Origin of the sequence: Ruegeria sp. HKCCA5491 (assembly GCF_013034565.1) — a bacterium.
Lineage (GTDB): Bacteria > Pseudomonadota > Alphaproteobacteria > Rhodobacterales > Rhodobacteraceae > Ruegeria.
The window spans coordinates 37,785-61,899 of record NZ_WQGG01000003.1 but is presented as its reverse complement, the minus strand read 5'-3'; the positions used below and the strand labels follow the sequence as shown (position 1 = coordinate 61,899).

Sequence of the window (24,115 nt, the reverse complement as noted above, 5' to 3'; positions counted from 1 at the left end):
GTGAATATTAGGCCGGACCCCGAGTACAGATTTTGAGAGCTGCGTTCGTCGCTCAGGGCGTAAACCTGGCTTTAGCAGCAATCGCAGAAACTCGCTTTGACTTAGACTGGTTTTGGGTTCCGAGTGAAATTTGAAAGAGCTTACAGGACTATGGGAAGCTCAAGCGTAATGCTCGCTCCTCTTTCGACTTGGTTGATTTCGATCATTCCTCCGTGACGCTCCGCAACCGCAGAGACGATGGACAACCCCAATCCGCTGCCCCCGGAATGCTGCAATTGAGAAAACCGATTGAATGCCGCTTCGCTTTGGTTTGGCGAAAGGCCAGAACCATCATCGGTCACAGTTAGGTTGACGTATTTGCCGTCACACCGCAGCACCACTGAAATTTGGCTCAACATTATGCCACCGTGTTTGACTGCGTTGTCCAACAGGTTCTTTAGAGCCTCAATCAGAAAGACCCGGTCACCGATTACCGGGACCGCCGTCTCCGGAATCGTGACATCGAACTCGATACCCTTTGCTAGTATTTGAACTCCCATCTCCGCGCAGGCCTCTTCCACGACCGAGCGGAAGTCAATTTTATCCATTTGGTCTTGGTGCGTAGGCTGCCTGAGCCTTTCAAGTGATAACAGCTGTTCCGCCACCGTCGCTGAGTTTTTCGCAGCCGCCACAAGCTCTGAGATACGTTTTTCTCGGTCGTCATCCGTTTTCGCGTCCTGCAGAGCTTCGGCCATCGACTGAACAGCCGCGGCCGGGTTTCGCAGCTGATGTGCTGCTTCGGAAATAAAAACTTGATGGGCGTTGATGCTTTTTTCCACCTGACCAAAAAGCCGGTTCAGGGTTCTAACAACACCCTGAACTTCGATCGGGACAGGGCGCTTAATCTCACTGAGGTCATCTGGTGAACGCAGGTCAATTGCGTCCTGCAAATCCAGCAAAGGCCTCAGTCCACGAGCGACGCCGAACCATACCACAATGGCGAGGGTGGCTAGCAGAATTCCCATGAGAATTCCTGCGCGGATTGACAGTTCATTCGCGAAAGCGTTGCGATCCGACATACGCTGCCAGACTGTAACTGTCGCATCTCCGACTAGATTTTCTATCGTCACTCGTTCCGTCATCTTAAGAACGCGGACCGGTTTTTTGCGGTAAAGTGCTTCGAAAAACTGCGGCTTGTACGCCTCTTCAGCAGACGAGTGGGTGGCTGCCGGAGGGTAGGCATAGCCTGTCACATAGATGCCGCCGGGTCCCGTTACGTGGTAAAAAATCTCTCCGCCTGACGCATCACGGATCATGCTGCGTGTAGTTGGTGACAGCGCGTCACCGCCTGAAATCGCAACATCTCGCGATATTGCGAGACCAGCAGATAACAGGCTGTCGTCGAACAATTCCTGAGCCGTTTTCTGCGCAATTATAAAGCGCCAAAGACCAAGCAGAGCGGCGATTAGTATCAAGGGGGTTAGGATAAGAATGAACAGTCTTAACCTGAGTGAGCCGTGATTGATCACTTCTGCACCTCAAGCAGATACCCGAGACCACGGGCTGTTTTAATTCCGATACCGAGATCTTGAAGACGTTTTCTCAGCCGAGATACATGAGGCTCAACTGCCGAGGCCTCGACATCGGCACCCACGCCATAGACGTAATCTGTAAGCTGGCTTTTGGGAACGATTCTGCCCCTGCGCTCCAACAGGCATTCAAGCACCGCGATTTCCCGCCGAGGTATATCCATAACTTCGCCATGCACGCTAACCTGACGTGCGGCGCGGTCGAATTCCAAACCGCCGATGCTCTCTTTTGCTCCGAATTCGAGTTCTTTGCGTCGAGAAAGCGCCCGGATGCGTGCTTCCAACTCGTCCATTTCGAACGGCTTAACCAGATAATCATCTGCACCCATATCCAACCCGGAAACCCGGTCGCTTGTTTCGGCACGTGCCGTAAGCAAGATCACCGGTACGCCATCGCCACGATTGCGAAGAGATTTCAGGATCTCCAGCCCTGATTGTCCGGGCAAATTGATATCCAGAACAACCAAGTCGGCCCCCTCTTGCGCAAGATACAAGTCAGCCTCGTTGCCGTCTGCAAGCACTTCTGCCGCATGACCGCGGTCACGCAGACGATACGCAATAGCGTTGGCGAGGGTCGCGTTATCCTCGATTATGACGATCCGCATTCGGGCTCCTGCAAGTTTCGCGCAAGGTTGGCGCTCCATGATTGCCAGATGGGAGGGGGAATCAACCCCACAGTTCTATTTGCGATCACGGTGGCGCAGAGGGCGCTAGCGTGGTTGTCTGGTCAACAGGGAGGAACCAATGACCATTTCCAACTTCACCCGTCGCGCCGTCGTGGGGCTGATCGCCGCCGCCGGTATCGCCGCGCCTGCCGCTGCCGAGGTCGATTTCTCGGGCAAGACCATTGAATGGGTCATCCCGTTCTCGGAAACGGGTGGCTCCGCCAAATGGGCCAACTTCTTTGCGCCACTTCTGTCCGAAGCCCTGCCGGGGCAACCCACTGTTGTTGTGAAATTTATGCCGGGCGCTGGTTCAACCAAAGGCGCAAACTGGTTCCAAGAGCAGAGCCATGATGACGGCACGCTGCTTTTTGGCACCTCCGGTTCAACTCAATTCCCATATCTGCTGAGCGATCCCCGCGTGCGCTATGAATACAACGACTGGATCCCGGTTATGGCGTCGGGAACAGGTGGTGTTGCCTATCTTAACGCCGAAGACGGAGCAAAGTTTGATGGTTCCGCGAACGCGCTGAAAGACACAAACTTCATTTACGGCTCGCAGGGCGCGACACGCCTTGACCTTGTGCCGCTGCTGGCATGGCAAATGCTGGGCATGAGTGTTGAGCCTGTTTTTGGCATCAAAGGCCGTGGCGATGGTCGTCTGATGTTCGAGCGCGGTGAAGCCAACATCGATTATCAGACCTCGTCCGGCTATCTGGGTGGATCGGCCCCGTTGGTTGAATCCGGTCAGGCCGTGCCGATGATGACCTGGGGGGCGCTGGATGCGGATGGTAATATCGTCCGTGACCCGACATTCCCAGATATCCCGACATTTAAGGAAGTATGTGAGGCCACCGATGGTTGTGAAACCAGCGGTGAGGCATGGGATGCGTGGAAAGCATTCTTTGTAGCCGGTTTCCCGGTTCAGAAACTGGCGTTCCTGCCGGGTGATACACCTCAGGAAGTGGTCGACGCATACACAGCAGCGTTCCAAGCTGTGACTGAGCGGGGCGACTTTGCCGACATCTCCTCGAAGCGCGTGGGCAAATACCCGGTTTTCGTAGGTGACGGCTCTAAAGCGGCATTGCAAACCGCGACAAACGTCGACGGCAACGCCAAAGCCTACGTTCTGAACTGGCTCAAAGAAGCCTATGGTGTCGAGCTAAACTAAACTCTAACACCACTGCGCGCGCCCCAATGTCGGGCGCGCGCTTTTCTAAACACAAGACAATTTATGAAAGGCGGCCGCTATGGAGGTTTTCGCCACCGCTCTTCCTGCGCTCAGTGACGCGTGGGGTCTGATCCTGCAACCTATTGTTCTGGGGTACCTTGTTCTCGGTGTCGTTATGGGACTGGCCGTAGGGGTTTTCCCGGGGCTTGGCGGTATTGCTGGTCTGTCCCTATTGCTGCCTTTCATGTTTGGCATGGACCCGATCCTTGGATTGGCGTTGATGATCGGGATGGTCGCCGTTGTGCCGACCTCTGACACCTTCGCATCAGTTCTTATGGGTATCCCCGGTAGCTCTGCCTCTCAGGCTACGGTGTTGGATGGTTTCCCGATGGCGAAGAAAGGCGAAGCCGCGCGGGCATTGTCAGCGGCCTTTGCTTCATCGCTTTTCGGCGGTTTGGTCGGCGCAACTTTTTTGACCATGTTCATCCTGGTCGCGCGGCCCATCGTTCTGGCATTTGGTCTGCCCGAGATGCTGATGATCACCATTCTTGGCTTGTCGATGGTCGCTATCTTAGCCGGACGTATCCCACTGAAGGGTGTTGCGGCCGCAGGGCTGGGTTTGATGGTCGGTACGATTGGCGAGGCGGACGCAGGCGGTTCGCTGCGTATGGCGACTTATGACATTCCCTACCTGACCGATGGTTTGAAGTTGGTCATCGTTGGCTTGGGTATTTTTGCGGTGCCGGAAATCGTCTCGCTGCTGCGTCAAGACCGATCCATTGCTAAGGGCGCCTCACTGGGCGCGGGCTGGCTTGATGGCGTCAAAGACTGGGCTGCAAACATTTGGTTGTCAGTCCGCTGTTCAATCATTGGCGTGGTTGTCGGTGTCATCCCCGGCCTTGGTGGCTCGGTTGTTGACTGGATCGCTTATGGCCATTCGGTTCAATCGACCAAAGACAAAAGCAACTTCGGAAAGGGCGAAGTGCGAGGCGTCATCGGGCCGGAAAGCTCGAACAATGCCAAGGAGGGCGGGGGGCTCGTCCCAACGCTCCTGTTTGGCATCCCCGGCTCGGGTTCAATGGCGATCTTTATCGGCGCCGTCGCACTGTTGGGATCCGGCGATATCGAGGTCGGTCCTAGCATGCTCAAGGATAATCTCGACATCACCTATTCGATTGTCTGGTTGCTGGCTCTCGCCAACGTGGTGGGCACAGTCTTATGCATCGCGGCCTCGGGTGGGATAGCCAAGCTGACGACAATCCGTTTCACCTATCTGGCGCCGTTTCTGTTCATGCTGATCAGCTTCGCGGCATTCCAGTCCGGTCAGAACTTCGAAGACCTGCTGGCCCTGTTCGTCATCGGCCTGATCGGAATTTTCCTGCGCCGTTTCGACTGGTCGCGCCCGGCCTTTCTGATTGGGTTCGTGCTGTCGAACCCGGTTGAGAAGTTCACCAACCAGGCGTTCCAGATTGCCTCTTTCCGCTTCCGCAAAAGCTTTGGTGAGGGGATGGAATATGTCTTCAGTCCGATCGTTATCGTGCTGATCGTGGTTACCGTGGTTTCGGTCATTCTGGGCATTCGCCAAGCTAAGATGATCATGGCAGAAGGTGAGGTCAAATCCGGCAGCAAGCGCGCGCCGCTGATATTTTTGTTGGTGATCATGGCCTATCTGATTGTGGCGCTGGTCAATGCCAACATGATCCCTGACTACAACATGACCGATAAGATCATCCCGCTGGTGATCGGCAGCGTGTCGCTGTTCTGCTGTGTCATTCTGTTGATCCAGATGATGCGGCGACCCGAGGGCGATGCGATCTTTGCAGACAAAGAACTTGCCGGTGAGGATGCAAGCGCGCCGCATGGACTTTGGTCAACGCTCGCTTGGTTTGCAGGTTTGATCGCGGCCACTTGGGTTGTGGGGTTCATCCTAGCCCTGATCGGGTTCCTAATCGCATTCTTCCGCATTCGCGCCGGGTCCAGTTGGCAGATGACGTTGCTCCTGACGGCCTGCGGCATCGGTTTCATGTGCTTCATGGCTGGTGCCCTGAACCGGGATTTCCCGCCAGGCCTGCTGCAAGACATGGTGAACCTGCCATGGCCGCTCAAGTAGGCGCTCCACGGTTTCCCGGCCCGCCAATCTGGTGGGTCGGGCAGCGCTGAAATCCGAAATTTCAACGGTTTGTAAAGGAGGGTTCGCAATGAGCCAGACAGCAATCCCATATGTTTTTATGCGCGGCGGCACTTCCCGAGGGCCTTATTTTCGGCGCTCTGATCTGCCCGAAGACCTGGACACTTTGGCCGATGTTCTGGTCGCTGCCATCGGGGCTGGACAAGCGCTCAATATCGACGGGATCGGTGGTGGTAACGCAGTGACGACCAAAGTGGCGATGCTTTCAGTCAGCGAGGACGAATGGGCCGATATCGACTATTTCTTCGCGCAGGTTTCTGTTGATGAGAAGCTGGTCGATTTCAAACCCACCTGTGGAAATATCCTCTCAGGAGTTGGTCCAGCTGCGATCGAAATGGGATTGTTCCAGCCCAACGGCGATGAAACCGAAATCCGTATTCGCGCTGTCAATACAGGCGCTCGTGTCATAGCCAAAGTTCAGACCCCGGGCGGTGAGTTGGTGTACCAGGGCGATGTGGAAATCGCCGGAGTCCCTGGCCATTCTGCACCGGTGCAACTGAGTTTCATGGGCGTTGTGGGTTCGGCAACTGGTGCATTTCTACCCGCCGGAAATTTGCGCGATACAGTACAGGGGATCGAGCTGACTTGCATGGATGTCGCCATGCCGATGGTCATAGCCCGGGCAGCGGATTTCGGACTGACAGGATATGAAAGCGCCGAAGAGCTGGATGCTAACCGTGCTTTTTTTGATCGGATGGAGGCCGTGCGGATCGAAGCCGGAGAACTGATGGGTATGGGCGACGTCTCGAAATCGGTAACTCCCAAATTCGGCCTGATAGCACCCGCCAGAGAAGGTGGAACCCTTGCGGTTCGGTATTTCATGCCATGGAAAACTCACCCGACAATGGCCGTTACGGGCGCGCAATGCATGGCATCTTGCGCGTTGACGCCCGGAACCGTCGCAGACGGGTTGCTTGATCGCCCGGATTCAAGCCCGGCTGAAGTTGTGTTGGAGCATGCCTCAGGCAAGATCGACGTTCTGGTGGACTTCTCGAATGATGGGGAGTTCAACGTAATTTCTGCCGGTTTGGTGAGGACTGCGCGTAAATTGGCGGATGGGCATGTTTATGTGCCGGAATCCGCGTGGAACGGTAGTTGAAGTGGGAACTCTCATTTGGTATACAATGGTATACATAATGAGGATATCACGATGGACGACTATTCGGAATGCCTTGATATCGCGCGTCAGGAACTCAGGCTGGCGCAGTCGGCTCTGCGGAAGGATATCGCGGAATACCCAACACCGATTGCCGGTTGCGATGAGCAATTCAACCATCTGTTGGATCAACGCGAACGGGTTCGCAATGCGCTTGAAGCACTCGACAAACTTCATTTTGTGCCGACGCCAAGAAAACTGAACAAAAGGCAGGGTGTAGAAAGTCGATGAAAGTTCACATTCTAGACGATTGGTTTGATACACTGCAGGGCCTTCCCTGTTTCGGAAAACTGTCCGACCATCAAGTGAAGGTCTGGACAGATCATGTCGAGGATACCGGCGAATTGGCCGAACGCTTGCAGGAGGCTGAGGCGCTGGTTTTGTTTCGCGAGCGCACCAAGATCACCCGGGATTTGATTGAAAAACTTCCAAACCTGAAATTGATCAGTCAGCGCAGCGTGTATCCGCATGTCGATGTGCAGGCATGCTCGGATAACGGAGTGCTGCTGTGTTCGAACATGCATGGTGGGACACCCTCATATGCCGCAGCCGAACTGACATGGGCACTGATCATGGCCGGGATGCGCGACTTGCCTGCGCAGATGGCTTCGGTCAAAACGGGGCGTTGGCAGGCCGGAGTTGGCAAGACCCTGAGAGGGCGGCAGTTGGGACTGTATGGATATGGCCGTATCGCCCGCGCCGTTGCTGGCTACGCCGAGGCATTCGGGATGAATGTGGTTTGGTGGTCTTCGGATGAAGGCCGGGCACGCGCGCAGGCCGACGGCGTGCAGATTGCCACAAGCCGCGAAGCGTTCTTTGCCAACAGCGATGTTGTCTCAGTCCACGTCCGCCTGAAGCCCAACACGAACGGTATCATCACAGCGTCAGATTTTTCGCAGATGCAACCGGGCGCGATGTTTGTGAACACCTCCCGCGCCGGGCTGATCGCTCCGAGTGCTTTGTTGGACGCGCTGAACGCCGGTCTCCCGGGGAAGGCCGCAATTGATGTCTTCGATACCGAGCCGCTCACCGACCCGAATGACCCCTTGCTATCGCACCCAAACCTGATTGCGACACCACATATAGGTTTTGTGACTGAGGACGAATTCGACCTGCAATTCGCAGATATTTTCGATCAGGTGAATGCCTATGCTGAAGGTGCCCCTATTCACATGATCAACCCCGAGGTTTGGACCAGCGCAGGATAAGATTGGCCGCTATGGGCGCGCCGATGATAACCATCACGATCCTTGTCAGATGGTGGGTGATCACAAAGCCCAGATCCGCGCCCGAAACGATGGCCAGCACTGTCATCTCGGCCTGTCCGCCAGGAGCAAAGGCTAGAAAAGCCTCGACCGGCTGGCCGAAGCCCAACGTAGTGACAACGGCGGTGAAAGCGGCTGCGAGGATCGCAAGGACGATGACATAGGCGAAGCCCGCTGCAACCACTCGGCGGAGTTCGACCCATGTGACGCCCACGAACTTCACGCCGATCCCGCAACCAATAAAGAATTGCGCTGCAAGGATGGCCTCGCGCGGTGGACGAGTATGAATGAAGTCCCCCAGTGACAGAGCCGCTGTCAGTATCATTGGGCCAAGGATAGATGCCCCGAACAGGCCGATCCGCTCTCCGCCTTTCCAGCCTATGAGGGCGGCCAGCACCATCAACGCCAGTTCATGCATTGGGAGGTCACGCGCTGGCTCTCCGATTGGGTTGGTGAGCTGGGCATCGTAGAAAACTGTCAGAAACAGGGGGGCCAGCGTTACGATGATCAGCACGCGCGTACCGTGGATCAGGGAAAGTGTACGCGGGTTGGCGCCTGCTTCGCCGCCAAAGATGATCATGTCCTGCAATCCGCCTGGCATGGCAGCGTAAAACGCGGTCGTAGAGTCAAAACCCCAAATCTTGCGAAAGAATGGCACGCCTACCAGCGCGATCAGCAGGATGAAGAACGGGACCAGTGCTATAGACGCGGCCATCTTCGGCAATTCGACAAAAAGGGCAGGGGTAATCGAAGCCCCAACTGCAACGCCGAGTATGGTGCGCGCTGCAACCGATATCTGACCAAAACCTTCCATAGGGGCATGCGCTAGGGCGGCGATCAGACACGCGCTCATTGGGCCGAATAGAAAGGGCAGCGGCAGGTTCAACGCCCAAAATACTCCGGTGCCCAGTAGCGCAAGGACCAGTGTTACGGCCCGCTTTGTCAGGAAAGAGGGTGTTTTGTTTTGGGTGGGCAAGGCGCGGCTTTCGATAACATTGACTCACAACGTATCCAAATGTATACAACTGGACGCAAGAAGACAAGTGAGCGCTCGATGACCATTCAAGACGACCCCTTACAGCCAGGCCCACAAGGCAATTCAGCGTATCAACACCTGCTGGATGAGATTCGGGATGGCACACTTAAGCCTGGTGAACGCCTACGCGAGATTGAGTTGTCAGAACGATTAGGCGTCAGTCGCACCCCTGTGCGCGAAGCTATCCGGCAGTTGGAGACCGACGGGCTAGTAACTCATGTGCCACGGCAGGGCGCAACCGTACGCAGTCTCGATTACGCCGAAGTAATGGAGCTTTATGAGATGCGCGCGGTACTCGAGGGAACTGCGGCCCGTTTAGCCGCGCGTGCGGCGTCGGATGTCGAATTGGATGAGTTGGGCGTTTTGAATGATCGCTTGGCCGAGGCTGGTACCGGCTCGGAAGCGGCTCGGATCAACCGGATTTTTCACGCCACACTTTTGGATGCGGCAAAGAATCGGTTTCTTGCCAAGTCTATGTTGTCTTTGCAAAAAGCGCTGTTGATCCTTGGGCCATCGCAATTGTTGGACGGTGACCGAGCAGAGACTGCAGTGGAAGAGCATAAGCGCGTCATGGCCGCCTTAAAGAACCGCGATGGCGCGGTGGCTGAAACAGAAATGCGCGCGCATATTCAGGCCGCACAACGGATGCGTATTCGGGCGTTGCAAGAACGCGACCGGACAACCGACGAAAATCAGTAGGTAGACAGGAAATGGCAACCCAAAAGGAAGCTTATGATATCGCGGTGATCGGCGGCGGGAATGCTGCTCTGTGCGCCGCGATGACTGCTGCCGAGGCAGGCGCCCGTGTTCTGATCCTCGAGACGGCACCCAAACCCTATCGTGGTGGAAACTCCCGCCATACACGCAATTTTCGTTGTATGCATGGTGCACCTTTGGGTCCGCTGATCGAAGAATACAGTGAAGATGAGTATCTTGAAGATCTGCTCAAGGTCACTGGCGGCAAAACCGACGAACATCTTGCCCGCCTCGCGATCCGCACCTCGGAAGAGTGTCTGCCCTGGATGGAAGAACACGGCGTGCGGTTCCAACCCTCTCTGTCCGGAACACTGTCACTGGCGCGGACCAACGCGTTTTTTATGGGGGGCGGGAAGTCTCTGGTGAACGCCTACTACCGCACAGCGGCAGCTTTGGGGGTGGATGTTCTTTACGAAGCTGCCGTGACGCATCTGGAGCTGAACGGCGACCAGATTGAATGGGTCGACTACATCTATGAAGGCCAGTCTCATCGCATCACGCCCAAGGCCGTCATCGTTGCCTCGGGCGGGTTTCAGGCTGACACGGATTGGCTCACCCGTGCATGGGGCGAGCCAGCAAAGAACTTCCTGATCCGGGGGACGCCCTACAACCGGGGGGTTGTGCTGGCTGATCTGCTGGATCAAAGCGTCGAAAGCGTTGGAGACCCGACCCAGTGTCACGCCGTTGCCATCGACGGGCGCGCGCCGAAGTTTGACGGCGGTATCGTCACTCGTTTGGATTGCGTGCCGTTTTCGATCGTCGTGAACAAAAATGCCGAACGGTTTTATGACGAGGGCGAAGACGTCTGGCCCAAACGCTATGCGATTTGGGGGCGTCTGGTCGCCGCGCAGCCGGATCAGGTGGGCTATGTGATCATCGATGCGAAGTCGCTGAACCTGTTCATGCCCTCGGTGTTCCCTCCGCTAAAGGCGGACACCTTGGAAGAACTGGCTGGCATGATGGACCTACCCGCCGACAAGTTGAAGGAAACCGTTAGTGAATTCAACGAAGCTTGCGGCGACACCAGCGGATTTCATCCAACCGAGTTGGACGGGGTCACAACCTCGGGTCTGACGCCACCCAAAACCAACTGGGCTCGTCCGATCACCGATCCGCCCTTCTATGGCTACTCGCTGCGTACTGGCGTGACCTTCACCTATCTGGGGCTAAAGGTCGACGATACGGCACAGTGTTCGACGCCAAACTGCAAGATAAAAAACCTGTGGGCCGCGGGCGAGACGATGGCGGGTTCGATCCTTGGGCAGGGGTATCTGGCCGGTTTCGGCATGACCATCGGGACCGTTTTTGGACGCATCGCAGGACGTGAGGCTGCAACCTATGCAAACTGATCTTATTCAAGAAGCTCGCCGTCAGGCTGAGATATGCAACGCCTGCCGTTACTGCGAGGGCTACTGCTCAGTCTTCCCGTCGCTGCACGCGGAACGCGCGTTCTCGGATGGAGACATCACGCAACTGGCTAATTTGTGCCACAACTGTCGAGGTTGCTACTATGCGTGTCAGTACACGGCGCCGCACGAGTTCGATCTGAACCTGCCGAAAGCTCTGGCCGAAGTGCGGCGGGACAGTTGGGAAAGCTTCGCCTGGCCGCAACCTCTGGCGCGGCGGTTCCATACGCACGGTGGCGCGATCGCGCTGGCCCTCATCATCGGTTTTGCTCTGCTGTTCTGGGCAATTCGCGCTATTGGATCCAGCGGAGGCGATGGGTTCTATGCCGTCCTGTCCCACAATGCGATGGTTGCAATATTTGCGCCCGCATTCTTGTTGCCACTCTTTAGCTTGGCTATCAGCCTGAGGCGCTATTGGGCGGAGGTCGGTGGCAAACCCATCCAATTGTCTGATCTGACTGCTGCGTTCAAACGCGCCGGCAAGATGCAGGACTTGGCCGCAGGCCACGGCGAGGGTTGCAACTTCGAGGACGAAGACCGGTTCAGTCAGGGCCGACGCCACATTCACCACGCCATCATGTACGGCTTCCTGCTGTGCTTTGCCTCGACCTCGGTGGCGACGATTATGCACTATGGGTTCGGGTTACACGCGCCCTACGGGTTCTGGTCCCTGCCAAAACTCTTTGGGGTTTCAGGCGGTATTCTGCTGACAGTGGGTTGCGGAGCTATGGTTTTTCTCAAGCAAAAATCTGATCGCGAGCTTGGTGACCCGTCCGCATGGGGCGGCGAAATCGGGTTTGTCCTGTTGCTCGGATTTGTCGGGCTGAGCGGGCTGATCCTTTACGTCCTCGGTTCAACTGCTCTGATGCCCGCGCTGCTTGCCATCCACCTTGGATCGGTTCTGACGTTCTTCCTGCTTATACCATACACCAAGATGGCTCATGGCTTCTATCGACTTGCAGCTTTGATCAGAGACGCGCAGCGTAAGAGAGAATTGTCAGTTGGTTGCTAGCAAACATCCAAAGCCGAGGGAGTAAAAAGTCGCAATTCAAGCGCATTTTGATGCCCTTTCTGGCTTCATTCCAGCACCCCGGGTGGCGGTCAACGTCCGGAATGGGTCTGTTTGCTGTGATTGACAACATCGACACGAAAGGCAGCTTTGTCCGCAACTCAGTCGTTGACTTAGTTTTGTTAAAACGTCTGCTATCGCGAAGAAGCGGTCTTTGTGTTCTGATTCAATTGAGGCGCCCGGACCCTGATCTGGACCGCGAATCAAGCGAGATGTGGTTCGCGGTGCACTCAGAACTCTCCCCAGATCGCAACTTTGATGCCTGTGTTATCACGGGCATCATTGCGTTCAAATCCCAGCACCCACGTTGTGGGACTGTCAGGATTGCTGACCATGACCGACGGACGCACCCGCCAATATAGGTCGTCGCCGGAACGATATGCGGTTTCGACCTGCAGCAAAGGGTCAACCCAGCGTCGCGATTTAAGGCCTGCAGTCAGATCTAGTTTTCGGATCAGGGCATTGTGGGTTCGGTATTCCAACGTGGTATCGACCGCGACCCACCCATTGCCCCAGCCGGTCTGAAAGCCTTTGCCGTAGGACAAAGTTGCCTTGTACAATGCCCACGCCCCCTTATGGCGGTGGTGCACGCCCACGCCAAATTCCGCCGCGAACCTTCCCTTTTCGCCCAAGCTGGCCAAGGGCAGGCGCGCAAATACGGTTGCGTGGCCGTAAAGGTCTCGGTTTTCCTCAAAGTCGAATCCAAGGGTGAGGTTATCTTTGTACCCCCACTCAGCGTACAGCGCGGACTTATAGTCATAACCATAGTCCCCATCTTTGAAAGCCGTGACAGATGCGGCGGTAAAGGCGCTGTCCTTCTCGCGAAGCCACGGGCCGGGCAACGCGGGGGAAGCCGACAACATAAGCAGAAGAAGGGAAACAAACCGCCACATTCGCGCAGCATCCGTTAGCATGGTTAACGGATCGTTAGGATGTATTGATTTTCAATGATTGCAGCTTTGGGCAAAAGCCAAAGGAAACCCGCGATCTTTCCGAAACCTATGTTAAGTTCAATTGGAAAAGGGAGAATCCAGATGCCGAAGATTGCAAAGAACGCAAGCGTCCAGACTGTCATTACCACTTTTGAAATGACCCCGGGTACCTGTCACGATCTGCTGGAGGCTTTGACCGACGCCTATGCGGACTTCATCTCGAAACAACCTGGTTTTGTTGCTGCGGGTTTGCATGTGAATGACGCGCAGACCAGAATCGCCAATTACTCGCAATGGGCGCGTCGCGAGGATTTTCTGGCCATGCTGCGCACCCCGGAAATGCGGGAGCGCAACCGGAAGATCAACGAATTGTGCAGAAGCTTTGAGCCGGTTATGTATGATGTCGCCGAAACATTTGGCGGATCGTGACTTAAATCAAAGCAGCACGTTCTGTTGCGACGCATCTTTATCGTAAATTGAACGGAGGTGCGCACCATGTATCACAATATTCTTGTCCCGATTTCGTTTGATGCAGAACGGGATATATCCGGCCCCCTGAAACTGGCCGAGGTGCTGGCGACGCCGGATGCGCAGGTGACCCTGCTGCATGTGGTCGAGCATATTCCCAGTTATGCGATCTCATACATGCCGCCCGAATATTTGGCCGAGGCACGAAAGGCCCTGCAGTCGGAATTGGACGATCTGGCCGCGAAGCTGCCAAATGCCAATGGTGTATTGGTCGAAGGGCATTCAGGGCGGACCATTCTTGACTGGGCCGAAGAGCATAAGCCCGATCTGATAATCATGGCCTCCCACCGACCAGGAATGCAGGACTTGCTACTTGGTTCAACGGCGAATCACGTTGTACGCCACGCAGCCTGCGCGGTTCACGTGGTGCGGTGATCGGGCCATATGTCCGATGGGGCAAGGCGCCAAGCCTTGCCGAACCCGCCGTTCAGCAGACCGTCTGAAATGCGAAACCGCACAAAGCCGAAATCGGTAAAATCAACATAGAGCTTCGACTTGGGCCGCAGCTTTAGGTAATGCGCGCGCAGGCGATCATGTTCATCCGTACCACGCGCAACAAATACCGCATTGGCGTGCAGCGTAAGCCGCGGATGGGTCAAAGGGTCTCCGGTTGGTCCCGGTGCACCCAGTAAAACTGCGCAAACGGGGTTGGCCTGCAACGCACGGGTATGATCCGCCAGTGTCGAGATCAGGGTAAACGGCGTTCCGTCTTCGTCTGCGGCAATAGCGATACGCGACACTGACGGAGCCGGCATATCTGGCCGCAAAACCGCCAGAGCGCCATAGGTTGCTCTGGCAATAAGATCGCGGGCCAACTGACGGGCCGTTTCGTCAACAGGGCGGAATGGATCGGTGTTCGACATGTCAATTCTTGCGCCTTTGGCAGGGTGCGTCAGGTTTTGCGACATCTATGGCCGCGGGAACTTGGTATGACGTGCCACAGAACGAATCCACCTAATTTGAAGTATCGGCGAGGGGGCCTCGGATTCGCCGCAAATTCGATGTATCATAAGCTATGCCGCCCCGTGACCCCCACCCGCGACAGTTGTTTACAGACCCGAATACACCGGCCCGTCGCATGCGCGCCGATACCGTGCGACGACGCGCGTTGTCGCCCGTGCGCATTGCGATCATGATTTTGATGCTGCCGGTGACGACTGCGGCAATCGCGGTAACCGTTTATACGCGGACCTCTGAATTCGGCCGGGAGGAAGCCCTGTTTCACCTCATCGCTATGGCTGGTTGCCCAGCGGCCGAAGCCATCATACCCGGACCGTTCTTTGAAGGGTTGCCGGGCTATCACCGGCGCAATGACCCCGATGGCGACGGAATTGCATGTGACCCGCAATTGCAGGCGGCACCGCCCCAGGACCCGCAGACAGCACAACCGGACCCCGCTGGTCGCGCGGTTGGAAATGCAAAATTCCTTCGGCCCTAAGGTTCTGACATGACACGAGACGACTTCAACGCTTTTTGCGCGGGCCTCACGGCGACCACCCATGTTGTGCAATGGGGCAATGCGGATGTGTGGAAAGTGGGCGGCAAGGTGTTTGCGATCTGTGGCTGGAACGAGGGGCGCGACGCCTTTACTTTCAAAGCCACCGATCTGGCCTTTGAGGTGCTAAGTGATCAACCCGGCATCCGCCCCGCGCCCTATCTGGCCTCGCGCGGGATGAAGTGGCTTCAGGTCTACGAGGCACGCGGGATGAGCGATGCCTCCCTGTGCGAGCATATCGTGACCTCTTATGATCTTGTGGTGACGAAACTGACTAAGAAGGCGCGGGCGGAGTTGGGGGTTTAAGCTGCGCGGCAGTCCTGCAACATTTCGGCTCTACGCGCTGGGCTGCAACCTTGGAGTGTTAGGCTGCATACTCGGGTACGGCGCGCGGTTGAAAACACTCTGAATCCACAAGTATCAATACGGGATTTGACGCCGCCATGCTACCTTACGCGCGGCGGGATCGTTTTGGTCGCGCCCTACGGCAATTTCGCCAGACGAGGGAGGAAAGTCATGTTTGCACGTATTACTCAATTCAAAATGAAGCCAGGCACACGCGAGGCCGCGACGGCGAAAATGAACGCGTTGAAGTCAGAAATCATGGGCATGCCCGGCATGCATAGCTTTACGAATGTGATGAATGAAGACGGCTCGGGCTATGTGATCTCCGTGGTCGAGAGCGAGGCGACCTCGAACGCGAATGCCCCGAAAGTGGCAGAGCTGTGGGGCCAATTCGCCGAATTTATGGAAGGCCCGCCAACGCCTGTTGGGTATGATGTGGTTGCCCACTGGGATAAGGGCTGAACACTGACCTGAGCGAGGAACACTCGCTCGGGTTCAGACCGTTCGAGGCTTACTCTCTTAATTCATATTGCTGTGAAAACGCAATGAGAACTATGTCAGGAATGGTTGCGTTCCGGACGCTTTAAGATAGGTGCGCTCCAGCACATTCACGAAAAACCCGCACGGGGTCAGCAGCGCCGTCCAGCGAGAATGTGGCCACATGATCCTGCGTGAATGCGTAGGCTATGCGGTTGTACTCCAACCCATCAAGCACGTTTCCGAAACCCGTATTCGTGACGGTCAAAGAAGTTGCGCCGTCGGATAGAACATGGCGCGATGTAGCAATCTCGATCGGGGACGAGCCTTCAAAACGCATTGCAAACCAAGGGGCCTGTTTCCAAACAGAGTTCGTTTGGGTCACGGTGATTGAATAAAGTGGTTTCGATGGATCGTATGTGAGAAATATTTTCGCCGCGCCGGTCTCGTGCGAAAGCGTGCAAATTGGACCAACTGTTGCATCCCACGCATAGGCAGGCGTGCTAAGGATCAGTGATATCAGAATGGCTCGCATACCTTGAACCTAGCCACAGACTGCGGTTAGGCAAGGCGGTTGAAACAAACAACGCCAAGTGCTGCGACTTTGAGTTGCGTTGTTAACAGTTTAACGCTTCCGTCGCTTCACATTCCCACCTCGTTGCCCCGGTCGACCAGCCGTTGACCTCCCCCGCGATTTCACTGCGTCTTCGGACGCCTTCTCGACCGCCCACTGACGTGCCATGGGGTCGTCGGCGACGGCGAGATCGACGGCTTCCAGACGTTTGATCTCGTCCCGGATATTGGCGGCCTCTTCGAATTCCAGGTTCTCGGCGGCTTTGCGCATTTGCTCACGCAACCCGTCCAGATGGGCCTCGAGGTTGGCGCCGTGAATCGGTTTGTCGATGGTGGCGGTGACGCGGTTCATGTCCACGTCGCCGTCATAAAGCCCGGCCAAAACATCCTCGACGTTTTTCTTCACCGTCTCGGGGGTGATACCGTGTTCCTGATTATAGGCGAGCTGTTTGGCGCGGCGGCGGTTGGTTTCGCCCAAGGCGCGCTCCATGGAGCCGGTGATCTTGTCGGCATACATGATCACCCGTCCGTCGGCGTTGCGCGCGGCACGGCCTATGGTCTGGATCAGCGAGGTTTCCGAGCGCAGGAAGCCCTCTTTGTCGGCGTCCAGAATGGCGACCAGCCCGCATTCGGGGATGTCTAGCCCCTCGCGCAGCAGGTTGATGCCGACAAGCACGTCGAACGCCCCCAGCCGCAGGTCGCGCAGGATTTCGATGCGTTCCAGCGTGTCGATGTCCGAGTGCATGTAGCGCACCTTGATGCCCTGTTCGTGCAGGTATTCGGTCAGGTCCTCGGCCATGCGTTTGGTCAGCGTGGTGACCAGTGTGCGAAAGCCGTTGGCGGCGACTTTGCGGACCTCGTCCAGCAGGTCGTCCACCTGCATGGAGACGGGGCGGATTTCGACCTCGGGGTCCAAGAGGCCGGTGGGGCGGATCACCTGTTCGGTGAAGACACCGCCGGTCTGTTCGATCTCCCACTTAGCCGGGGTGGCCGAGACAAAGACGGATTGCGGGCGCATGGCGTCCCATTCCTCGAACTTGAGGGGGCGGTTATCCATGCAGGACGGCAGGCGGAACCCGTGTTCGGCCAGCGTGAATTTGCGGCGATAGTCGCCCCGGTACATGCCACCGATCTGCGGGACCGAGACGTGGGATTCGTCGGCGAAGACGATGGCGTTGTCGGGGATGAATTCGAATAGGGTCGGGGGCGGCTCGCCCGGCGCGCGACCGGTCAGGTAGCGCGAATAGTTCTCGATCCCGTTGCAGACGCCGGTGGCTTCGAGCATTTCCAGGTCGAAATTGGTGCGCTGTTCCAGACGTTGAGCTTCGAGCAATTTGCCTTCGCCCACCAGTTGGTCCAGCCGGATGCGGAGTTCCTTTTTGATGCCGATGATCGCCTGTTGCATCGTTGGTTTCGGCGTCACGTAGTGCGAGTTTGCATAGACCCGCACCTGTTCCATCGTTGCAGCGCGTTCGCCGGTCAGGGGATCAAACTCGGTGATCTGTTCCAATTCCTCGCCGAAGAACGACAGTTTCCACGCACGGTCCTCAAGATGAGCAGGCCAAATCTCTAGCGAGTCGCCTCGTACCCGAAAGGACCCACGCTGAAACGCCTGGTCATTGCGGCGGTATTGCTGGGCGACCAAGTCAGCCATCACCTGACGCTGGTCATACTCGTGGCCGACTTTCAGATCCTGCGTCATTGCCCCATAGGTCTCGACTGAACCGATGCCGTAGATACAAGAAACCGAGGCCACGATGATAACGTCATCGCGTTCCAGCAGCGCGCGGGTGGCCGAGTGGCGCATCCGGTCGATCTGTTCGTTGATCTGCGATTCTTTCTCGATATAGGTGTCGCTGCGCGGCACGTAGGCCTCGGGCTGGTAGTAATCATAGTAACTGACGAAATACTCGACCGAGTTTTCCGGGAAGAATCCCTTGAATTCCCCATATAGCTGAGCGGCCAGCGTCTTGTTGGGCGCCAGGATGATGGCGGGGCGCTGGGTTTCCTCGATCACCTTGGCCATGGTGAAGGTCTTGCCCGTTCCGGTCGCGCCCAGCAGAACCTGATCGCGCTCGCCGTCCATAACGCCGCCCGCCAGCTCTTTGATGGCTGTGGGTTGGTCCCCTGCCGCATTGAATTCAGTGTGCATAACGAACTGTTTGCCGCCTTCCAGTTTCAGGCGCGCGCGGACGTCTTCGGCGGTCAGTTGGGTCTTGTCGGAATGGGCATAAGGCATGGGCGGGCTCCGGATCAGGTCCTTACATTTGTTCTTATTTTGTCCAACTGCAAGACCTGATCCAGATTCTAGTCTCATTACGCGGCTTGAGGCCGGGCTGAGTGTTTCGGCGGTGATGTCCCGGTTGCGCTCTGGGCAAAGCGTTGCGTTTTTTCCGTCTGCACCTCAGCTCTTTCTAGCCCAATCTGATGACAATAGTTGTCATCAGAGGCAGGGGAATGGGCGCGACAATTGCCACCTTGTCCCGGAGCGCGCTCTGACGCATAAACGTCCTCAGCCAAGCGAGTACGGAGAGGCGACATGCGCGCACGGATTTACCAGCCTGCAAGGAATGCAATGACTTCGGGAATGGCCAAGACCCGCAAGTGGGTACTGGAGTACGCTCCGGCATCCGCGCGTGAGGTTGATCCGCTGATGGGTTGGACGTCATCCAGTGACACGCAGACACAGGTGCGTTTGAAGTTCGACACCAAAGAAGAGGCGTTGGACTATGCCAAGGATAACGGCATCGACGCGCAGGTCAGCGAGCCGCACAAGCGTAAAGCAAACCTGCGATCGCGCGGCTATGGTGAGAATTTTGCCACCGACCGGCGCACTCCCTGGACACACTGAGTGATCGACATTCGGCTGGCCGACCCGACTTCAACGGCGCTGCGTCCGGTGGTTCAGGCTCATTTTGCCCACAGCAAAACAGCAGGTCCTGCTGAAAGCAATCACACGATGGATGCCGAAGGGCTGGCAGGGCCGGGTACTCGGTTTTGGGCGATGTATGACGGGGGTCAGGCCGTAGGCTGCGGTGCGTTAAAGGAGCTTCCGGATGGGACGGCCGAAGTCAAATCTGTTCATGTCCTGGCAGAGGCACGGGGGCGGGGACTGGCGCGCATTATGATGACCCGTTTGGCAGAAATCGCTCGGGCCGAGGGCGTGACTGCGTTAGTTCTGGAGACCGGAGCAGACATTCTTCCTGAATATGACGCGGCGCGAAAACTCTATGAGTCGTTAGGTTATTCCTATTGCGGGCCAATCTTTGGCTACAAAGAGGATCCGAACAGCGCCTTCATGCGCTTGGCTCTTGAACCCCGGTCATAAAAACCGCAAGAAGGGCGCAGCGGTCCCGTAGCTCAACTGGATAGAGCAGCTGACTTCTAATCAGCAGGTTGAGGGTTCGAGTCCTTCCGGGATCGCCATTTTTAGCACCCTCTGAAAAGCCACTGAAAACGGTCAGCCTGCGTATGTCCGTCTGTTGTGCCGAGCATATATTATCGGGCCAAAATGTACCTTGCGATCAGCAAAATTCCGACAATCGAGGCAATTAATATTTCGGGGTTTTGTTCGAAATATCCGACCCAATAAGACAGGTTTGTGCTACTGCCGCCACTTCGTGAACCCGAGCCCGTAAAAGTGTCCGTCGCTATTCCGTATTCAAACATTGTAACATCCTGGTACCCATAAACTGGACGACACTCTATCACAGATCGCCAAATAAATCCCGTGGGCTGGCAATTTGCGGTGGGAATTAAGCTGCGACCCTTATTGCCTCAGAGGGTAAGGGACCGGCCCGTGCCTCCTGTGTTGAAGGTATCTTTTCCGTTTTCGCGCAACGCAGAAATAAGTGCCAATCGCGTAAGACTTTCCCAACTGGCAGCCCAACCGCATGGCGGGGCTTCGCGCGAGTTATTCGTATCAATTCTTGACTAATACGTATAAATATTTACTGATATGTATAAATAGAGATTCGAAAGCGTGGCAGCAACACAGAAACAAGTGGCGGAATTGGCGAAGGTTTCGCAAGCAACGGTCTCTTTGGCGCTTAGTCCACAGGGGCGGGCGACGCTTTCAGTGGATACAATTCAGGCCGTCGAAGAGGCGGCAAGAGTGCTTGGTTACCGTGCAAACCGTTTCGCCCAGGCACTAAAGAGCGGGCGTACGCATACTATTGGCTGCGTCGTTCCCGACCTGACCAACCCTTTCTACCCGGCGTTGGTACGCGGGGTTCGCAAGGTGGTTGAAGAGAGCAATCACGATATCATCATTTATGACAGCGAAGGCGCACCGGACCGAGAGCGAAGATTTATTGATTGGGCGCAATCGGGTCGTGTAGACGGTGTCGTCGGTGCGTTTTTTAATCTTCGTGTGCCAGACCTTGAGCCACTTCTGGATTCAGGCATCGCAATTTCGCGAATTGAGATTTCTGAGAAATCCGGCGGCGCGCTTCCAGTTGACAATGTTTTTGTTGATAACAAAGCGGCGTCTGCCGCTGCGGCCAAATTCTTGATTGAAAAGGGCTATGGCCCGCTGGCAATCATTTCTGGCCCGGGAGAGCCGAGCGCAACACGTGTCGCCGGTTTTCTTTGCGAAGCTGGCAATCGTGGATGTGACGTTAAGACTATAGAAGCGCACTCGCTTAACGAAGAGGGTGGGTTCGCCGCAACGCAGGCCCTTATTGCTGGCGCAGAGCGTCCGCGCGTGATCTTTGCAGTCAACGACTACATGGCCATTGGCGCCCTGCACGCGCTGCATACCGCAGGTTTTTCGGTGCCGGGTGACGTCGCCGTCATGGGTTTCGACGACATCCCTGTCGCGGCCCTTGCCTATCCATCATTGACAACAGTTGCGCAGCCGCAGGCTGAGCTTGGTCGGCGCGCGGCCGAGTGTCTAATGTCGCGCATCAATAGCGAGCGCAGTGGCCCGGGGGTCTCAAAGGAAGTCGAATTTACCATTGTCGAGCGTGCCTCGACATAAAACCGTAGCTGCACAGTCGCGCATTGATCGCGACTGAAGAGGGAGGAACAACCATGCAGAACACAACGATGCTTGCCGCCGCGGCAGTGCTGGGATTGGCGGTGGTGCTGCCGGCGCAAGCACAAGAGATCAGTTGGTGGTACGAAACGGCGAATCCCGAGCAGTAAAAGGCGCTTACGGAAATCCTTGATTAGAAACACGCTTGGGCAAAAATTATTCTAAAGGTTCCGAGTAGTTCGACTCAAAATGAAGTTCTGGTGGAAGCCTGATATGTCGTTCCACATCGTTGCACCTATACCAAAACTGAGCATTTTGACTCTACCAGTTCGGTAGTCGGCTAAAGCCTCGACAACCTTTGATCACAGTGTCAAAATGATTTCATTGTTGCGGACTGATCTTTGTTTGAGGTTGTCATGTATAGAAAATTGCTTGGGTTAATCGCTATAATTTTGTCTTTTAGCTCATTCAGCGAAACTGCATCTGCGCAGGCAATTGACGCCGTTCGGGGAAACGGCTTCAGCTTACCTGGAAGTAAAAACAAAGTAGTGTTTGTCCCAGGGATAATGGGGTCAAGCTTAACAGTAGATGGAAAAAATATCTGGGGAAGCACCAATTTTTTTGCAGAAGAGTTTTTTATAATGAAAATCAACACGTTGAAACCAATGTCCTCACATCTCTCAGCGCTTTTGACAGAAGAGTGAAAGAGATAGCCTATGGGCGATTTTTTTCTGAGCAGGCGAGTGATCCCGGTTCCAGAGAGTACTTCCACCCCTTTAGCTACGATTGGCGAGCCTCGAACGTACTAAGTGCAAGAAAACTTGGAGACTTCCTTTGCGAAGTGTCCAAAGACTCAAAGCAGTCAATTATTTTGATTGCACACAGCATGGGTGGTCTTGTTGTAAAGCACTGGCTGATGGATCGATACAAAGAACCCTGTGACAATGGAGAGAAAGTGAAAATCGGTGCCGTTATTTTTGCAGCTACCCCTCATACCGGTTCTCCTAAGTCTCTACTGTCTCTAATCGATGGTACTGATTTGTTCGGAATTGAGGCAATCGATGCAATGGTGCTTAGTGCCGTAAACAAGTATGGTTAGTCGTTTGACAGTATCTATGAGCTGTTACCTTTTGGAACCGCTCAAGGGCTTGATGGACCTTGTTATACCGAACAGCAGATGAAAGTTGGACCTGCCCGCATACGTCTCTTCTATTTGAAAGAATTTGCTACACAAGCTGACGCCTTCGACCCCTATAGTGTCGCGTTCTTAGAGTCGTTTGGTGTGCTGGACAGAATTCGGGAATTAGTGGAAGAATTTCCTGAAGAAATTGGCGATCCTAGGGTCTATCTGTCTGAAAAACTAATGGCTGCGGAAGCTATCGCCTGCAAATTGGCAAACTTTACAATTCCAGAAGATTTGAATGACCGCGTCGTATACTTGGCTGGCAGAATTTCTGATGAGCGCTCAGTTGGTATGGAGTCGACTATTTCAGAGATTTGGGTCACTAACGCCGAAGACGAAAACCTACGCGAAAGATTAAAGTTTCGCGACCCTGTATCCGGTTACCTGTTGTATCTTTATACCATCAACCAAGATGGGGACCGAACTGTTCCATTTCAGGTCGCAACATTTTCGTCAAACTTAGACAAAAACTTTGATCGTGTAGTGGGAAGGACTAGAAGCTCGAATGCTGATCATTTGGGTGTGCTAACGTCTAGTGCTCTCCGCGAGATTGTAAACTCGTTGTCCCACTTTGATTTTGCTTGGAATCATACGCCAAACCCGAGTGTCATACCTAAACCCGGCAGCTTGTCAGACGAAATTACTCGCTTGGATATGGCTATGGAAGAAGGCAATCCGTCGCCAATCCAGCCTGACTATCCCTTACTGATAGAAATGGTCTCAGCAGACGGGTTGTTTGAAGTCGATGAGTATACTGCCAATCTATCAAGTCTGTTCGGTAAAGTGCTGGATCAGCAAGTGATGGTTTCCGGATACATGACAAACTCAAGTGCATTCAAAGAAACATTGAAGGGCTCGTTTGATGACCCTTGGGAGGTTTACCACTTCGCCAAAAACAATCCTTCTGCTGACAATTGGCGCTTTGTTGGTAGTGTAAGTGGCTTGCCCGCCGAGGCTAGAGCATCAGCTAAATTTAAGGCTGCTGAATTGTATTGGTTTGAAGGCAGAATGGATGACGTTGCTGCAGCGTACAATGAGATAATTGGTACATCTGAATACGCGGGAATAAAAACAGACGATGGGCATCTAATTCAAGACCTTGCAAAGACCGGCTCCGATGTAGCGTTCGGGTATACAGGACCAAGCGTAATCCTCGCTGCCGGAATGAAGGGCAGTAAGATTGACGTTACCAACCCGAAGAATTGGGCGGGTCAAAACTTTAGGCCACTCCTTGATGAAATGAAAAACACAGGCAGTTTTTCTTCAGAAAACTGGAGTGGAAAGATAATTGACTCTTTTGAATAGGGTTCGAGTTGGAGACTTCCAT

26 protein-coding genes and 1 tRNA gene are annotated in these 24,115 nt (G+C 55.2%); 20 read left to right on the top strand and 7 right to left on the bottom strand.

Annotated features, from left to right (window positions below; all coding sequences use genetic code 11):
* Positions 1–140 precede the first annotated feature (140 nt).
* Both GOV88_RS05905 and GOV88_RS05900 read right to left on the bottom strand, forming a co-directional pair.
* On the bottom strand, positions 141–1,508 hold the full coding sequence (locus GOV88_RS05905; RefSeq protein ID WP_371808219.1) for a sensor histidine kinase: 1,368 nt from the start codon (positions 1,506–1,508) through the stop codon (positions 141–143).
* The gene (locus GOV88_RS05900) at positions 1,505–2,173 is read right to left on the bottom strand and encodes a response regulator transcription factor (RefSeq protein WP_170644855.1); all 669 of its coding nucleotides are present in this window, start codon (positions 2,171–2,173) and stop codon (positions 1,505–1,507) included. Before GOV88_RS05900 ends, GOV88_RS05905 begins: the two co-directional genes overlap by 4 nt.
* Positions 2,174–2,312: 139 nt before the next feature.
* Here GOV88_RS05900 and GOV88_RS05895 point away from each other — a divergent pair, with 139 nt between their 5' ends.
* From GOV88_RS05895 to GOV88_RS05875, 5 genes are all read left to right on the top strand, one after another.
* Positions 2,313–3,401: a tricarboxylate transporter gene (locus GOV88_RS05895; protein WP_170390158.1), complete on the top strand. Its 1,089-nt coding sequence runs from the start codon at positions 2,313–2,315 to the stop codon at positions 3,399–3,401.
* Between the two features lie 79 nt (positions 3,402–3,480).
* Positions 3,481–5,511: a tripartite tricarboxylate transporter permease gene (locus GOV88_RS05890; protein WP_171239835.1), complete on the top strand. Its 2,031-nt coding sequence runs from the start codon at positions 3,481–3,483 to the stop codon at positions 5,509–5,511.
* Between the two features lie 88 nt (positions 5,512–5,599).
* A complete protein-coding gene (locus GOV88_RS05885) occupies positions 5,600–6,688 on the top strand; it encodes a 4-oxalomesaconate tautomerase (protein WP_171239834.1) in 1,089 nt (362 codons plus the stop codon).
* Positions 6,689–6,739: 51 nt separating this feature from the next.
* The gene (locus GOV88_RS05880; RefSeq protein ID WP_170390164.1) at positions 6,740–6,976 is read left to right on the top strand and encodes a hypothetical protein; all 237 of its coding nucleotides are present in this window, start codon (positions 6,740–6,742) and stop codon (positions 6,974–6,976) included.
* Positions 6,973–7,953 carry a D-2-hydroxyacid dehydrogenase family protein gene (locus GOV88_RS05875; RefSeq protein WP_171239833.1) on the top strand — a complete coding sequence of 327 codons (981 nt, stop codon included), beginning with the start codon at positions 6,973–6,975 and terminating at the stop codon, positions 7,951–7,953. The genes GOV88_RS05880 and GOV88_RS05875 overlap by 4 nt, the downstream gene beginning before the upstream one ends.
* Here GOV88_RS05875 and GOV88_RS05870 read toward each other — a convergent pair.
* Positions 7,922–8,986, bottom strand: coding sequence for an AbrB family transcriptional regulator (locus tag GOV88_RS05870; RefSeq protein ID WP_171239832.1), 1,065 nt, complete (start codon positions 8,984–8,986; stop codon positions 7,922–7,924). The genes GOV88_RS05875 and GOV88_RS05870 overlap by 32 nt on opposite strands.
* Positions 8,987–9,064: 78 nt before the next feature.
* Here GOV88_RS05870 and GOV88_RS05865 point away from each other — a divergent pair, with 78 nt between their 5' ends.
* Genes GOV88_RS05865 through tcuB form a run of 3 tightly spaced genes read left to right on the top strand, consistent with a single transcriptional unit; the run spans position 9,065 to position 12,220 of the window.
* Positions 9,065–9,745 carry a GntR family transcriptional regulator gene (locus GOV88_RS05865; RefSeq protein WP_171239831.1) on the top strand — a complete coding sequence of 227 codons (681 nt, stop codon included), beginning with the start codon at positions 9,065–9,067 and terminating at the stop codon, positions 9,743–9,745.
* Positions 9,746–9,756: 11 nt separating this feature from the next.
* The gene (tcuA, locus tag GOV88_RS05860; RefSeq protein ID WP_171239830.1) at positions 9,757–11,151 is read left to right on the top strand and encodes an FAD-dependent tricarballylate dehydrogenase TcuA; all 1,395 of its coding nucleotides are present in this window, start codon (positions 9,757–9,759) and stop codon (positions 11,149–11,151) included.
* The gene (tcuB, locus tag GOV88_RS05855) at positions 11,141–12,220 is read left to right on the top strand and encodes a tricarballylate utilization 4Fe-4S protein TcuB (protein WP_171239829.1); all 1,080 of its coding nucleotides are present in this window, start codon (positions 11,141–11,143) and stop codon (positions 12,218–12,220) included. The genes tcuA and tcuB overlap by 11 nt, the downstream gene beginning before the upstream one ends.
* A 287-nt stretch (positions 12,221–12,507) precedes the next feature.
* On the opposite strand, the gene GOV88_RS05850 is transcribed toward tcuB, so the two are convergent.
* On the bottom strand, positions 12,508–13,170 hold the full coding sequence (locus tag GOV88_RS05850; protein WP_171239828.1) for a hypothetical protein: 663 nt from the start codon (positions 13,168–13,170) through the stop codon (positions 12,508–12,510).
* A 141-nt stretch (positions 13,171–13,311) separates the two neighbouring features.
* Between GOV88_RS05850 and GOV88_RS05845 the strand changes: the two genes are divergently transcribed.
* Both GOV88_RS05845 and GOV88_RS05840 read left to right on the top strand, forming a co-directional pair.
* Positions 13,312–13,638: an antibiotic biosynthesis monooxygenase gene (locus GOV88_RS05845; protein ID WP_171122419.1), complete on the top strand. Its 327-nt coding sequence runs from the start codon at positions 13,312–13,314 to the stop codon at positions 13,636–13,638.
* A 66-nt stretch (positions 13,639–13,704) separates the two neighbouring features.
* Entirely contained in the window at positions 13,705–14,112 is a 408-nt protein-coding gene (locus GOV88_RS05840; protein WP_171122417.1) for a universal stress protein, read from the top strand.
* Here GOV88_RS05840 and GOV88_RS05835 read toward each other — a convergent pair.
* Positions 14,097–14,600, bottom strand: a complete 504-nt coding sequence (locus GOV88_RS05835) for a HugZ family protein (RefSeq protein WP_171239827.1) — start codon at positions 14,598–14,600, stop codon at positions 14,097–14,099. The genes GOV88_RS05840 and GOV88_RS05835 overlap by 16 nt on opposite strands.
* A gap of 269 nt (positions 14,601–14,869) precedes the next feature.
* Here GOV88_RS05835 and GOV88_RS05830 point away from each other — a divergent pair, with 269 nt between their 5' ends.
* The 3 genes from GOV88_RS05830 to GOV88_RS05820 all read left to right on the top strand — a co-directional run bounded on the left by GOV88_RS05830 (position 14,870) and on the right by GOV88_RS05820 (position 16,039).
* Positions 14,870–15,175 carry an excalibur calcium-binding domain-containing protein gene (locus GOV88_RS05830; RefSeq protein WP_371808218.1) on the top strand — a complete coding sequence of 102 codons (306 nt, stop codon included), beginning with the start codon at positions 14,870–14,872 and terminating at the stop codon, positions 15,173–15,175.
* Positions 15,176–15,184: 9 nt separating this feature from the next.
* Positions 15,185–15,538 carry an MmcQ/YjbR family DNA-binding protein gene (locus GOV88_RS05825; protein ID WP_171122411.1) on the top strand — a complete coding sequence of 118 codons (354 nt, stop codon included), beginning with the start codon at positions 15,185–15,187 and terminating at the stop codon, positions 15,536–15,538.
* Positions 15,539–15,748: 210 nt separating this feature from the next.
* Positions 15,749–16,039 carry an antibiotic biosynthesis monooxygenase gene (locus GOV88_RS05820; protein WP_171122409.1) on the top strand — a complete coding sequence of 97 codons (291 nt, stop codon included), beginning with the start codon at positions 15,749–15,751 and terminating at the stop codon, positions 16,037–16,039.
* 121 nt (positions 16,040–16,160) lie between these two features.
* On the opposite strand, the gene GOV88_RS05815 is transcribed toward GOV88_RS05820, so the two are convergent.
* Both GOV88_RS05815 and uvrB read right to left on the bottom strand, forming a co-directional pair.
* Positions 16,161–16,589 (bottom strand): hypothetical protein, encoded by a 429-nt coding sequence (locus GOV88_RS05815; RefSeq protein ID WP_171122407.1) that lies wholly within the window; start codon positions 16,587–16,589, stop codon positions 16,161–16,163.
* Between the two features lie 90 nt (positions 16,590–16,679).
* Positions 16,680–18,866, bottom strand: coding sequence for an excinuclease ABC subunit UvrB (gene uvrB / locus GOV88_RS05810; protein ID WP_171239825.1), 2,187 nt, complete (start codon positions 18,864–18,866; stop codon positions 16,680–16,682).
* Between the two features lie 300 nt (positions 18,867–19,166).
* On the opposite strand from uvrB, the gene GOV88_RS05805 reads away from it, so the two are divergent.
* The 7 genes from GOV88_RS05805 to GOV88_RS05775 all read left to right on the top strand — a co-directional run bounded on the left by GOV88_RS05805 (position 19,167) and on the right by GOV88_RS05775 (position 24,093).
* On the top strand, positions 19,167–19,478 hold the full coding sequence (locus tag GOV88_RS05805; RefSeq protein ID WP_171122403.1) for an ETC complex I subunit: 312 nt from the start codon (positions 19,167–19,169) through the stop codon (positions 19,476–19,478).
* Positions 19,479–19,955, top strand: coding sequence for a GNAT family N-acetyltransferase (locus GOV88_RS05800; RefSeq protein ID WP_171239824.1), 477 nt, complete (start codon positions 19,479–19,481; stop codon positions 19,953–19,955).
* Positions 19,956–19,976: 21 nt separating this feature from the next.
* A tRNA-Arg gene (locus GOV88_RS05795) sits at positions 19,977–20,053 on the top strand.
* Between the two features lie 556 nt (positions 20,054–20,609).
* Positions 20,610–21,608, top strand: a complete 999-nt coding sequence (locus GOV88_RS05790; protein ID WP_171239823.1) for a LacI family DNA-binding transcriptional regulator — start codon at positions 20,610–20,612, stop codon at positions 21,606–21,608.
* A 413-nt stretch (positions 21,609–22,021) separates the two neighbouring features.
* A complete protein-coding gene (locus tag GOV88_RS05785; RefSeq protein ID WP_171239822.1) occupies positions 22,022–22,309 on the top strand; it encodes a hypothetical protein in 288 nt (95 codons plus the stop codon).
* Positions 22,306–22,704 carry an alpha/beta hydrolase gene (locus tag GOV88_RS05780; protein WP_171239821.1) on the top strand — a complete coding sequence of 133 codons (399 nt, stop codon included), beginning with the start codon at positions 22,306–22,308 and terminating at the stop codon, positions 22,702–22,704. The genes GOV88_RS05785 and GOV88_RS05780 overlap by 4 nt, the downstream gene beginning before the upstream one ends.
* Before the next feature lie 78 nt (positions 22,705–22,782).
* On the top strand, positions 22,783–24,093 hold the full coding sequence (locus GOV88_RS05775; RefSeq protein ID WP_171239820.1) for a hypothetical protein: 1,311 nt from the start codon (positions 22,783–22,785) through the stop codon (positions 24,091–24,093).
* Positions 24,094–24,115: the final 22 nt, after the last annotated feature.